Genomic DNA, 1,097 nt, shown 5'->3' with positions numbered 1-1,097 from the left:
CATGCATTTCGCCTGGTATGCGGATCGGCTTCGGGAGTGCTGGTGATGCTTGAGGGGCTGACGATGCAGAAGAGGCGATGAGGCGGGCGTCTCGTCTGCACTCCTCCTGTTTAATCCCAAGACGCGCCTTCGTGCGCCGTTCGCCTCACGCGCCCGATGCATGCGCCTGGGCCGGACCGGCGGCTGCCCGGTACTTCAAAACCATGGCCGAACGCCGTCGTTATCCCAGCGATCTGTCTGACGCCCGCTGGGAGTTGGTCGAGCCGATCCTGACCGCCTGGCGGGCCGAACGCCGCGGCCGAGGACTGGACATCGGCCGGCCCCCGGACCACGACCTGCGCAGTCTCCTGGACGCGATCCTCTACGTGAACCGCACCGGGATCCCCTGGCGCTACCTCCCGCACGACTACCCGCACTGGAACACCGTCTACGCCTACTTCGCCCGCTGGCAGGAGGAGGGCGTCTTCGACCAGCTCAACAGTCTCCTCCGCCGGCAAGTCCGCAGGCAGGAAGGCCGGGAGGCCGAGCCCAGCGCATGCGTGATCGACTCACAGAGCATCAAAACGTCCACCAACGTTCCCGCGGCCGGCCAGGGCGTGGACGCGGGCAAGAAGATCGTGGGCCGCAAGCGAAGCATCGTCATCGACACCGTCGGCCTGTTGCTGGCAGTGCTGGTCACGGCCGCGAGCGTGCAGGATTCCGTCGTCGGCCAGGCCCTCATCGAGAAGGTGGCCGCCGAGCATCCCACGGTCCGCAAGACCTGGGTCGACGGCGGCTACCGCCAGCACCTCGTCGAGCACGCCGCGACCCTGGGCATCGACATGCACATCGTCCGCCGCGACCCCGCCACCAGGGGATTTACCGTCCTGCCGAGGCGGTGGACCGTCGAGAGAACGCTGGGCTGGCTGATGAACCACCGCCGCCTGGCCCGCGACTACGAAGCCCACCCCCACCGCTCCGAAGCCATGATTCACCTCGCGATGATCAACCTCATGACCCGCCGCCTCACAGCCGAATCCACCCCGAGCTGGCGCGGCACCTAGAACCTCAACGAATTAGGGCATCCAGGGACTAAACAACGGAACGAAACGCCCTCT

General features: G+C 66.6%; 1 protein-coding gene. It reads left to right on the top strand.

What is annotated here, in order from left to right:
* Positions 1-203: 203 nt before the first annotated feature.
* Entirely contained in the window at positions 204-1,043 is an 840-nt protein-coding gene (locus IF78_RS0142775) for an IS5 family transposase (protein ID WP_031488179.1), read from the top strand.
* The last annotated feature ends 54 nt before the right edge of the window (positions 1,044-1,097 follow it).

Origin of the sequence: Streptomyces bicolor, from assembly GCF_000719285.1 — a bacterium.
GTDB classification, from domain to species: domain Bacteria; phylum Actinomycetota; class Actinomycetes; order Streptomycetales; family Streptomycetaceae; genus Streptomyces; species Streptomyces bicolor.
Note: the sequence above shows the minus strand (reverse complement) of the source record. Positions and strands in the feature narration are given on the sequence as shown.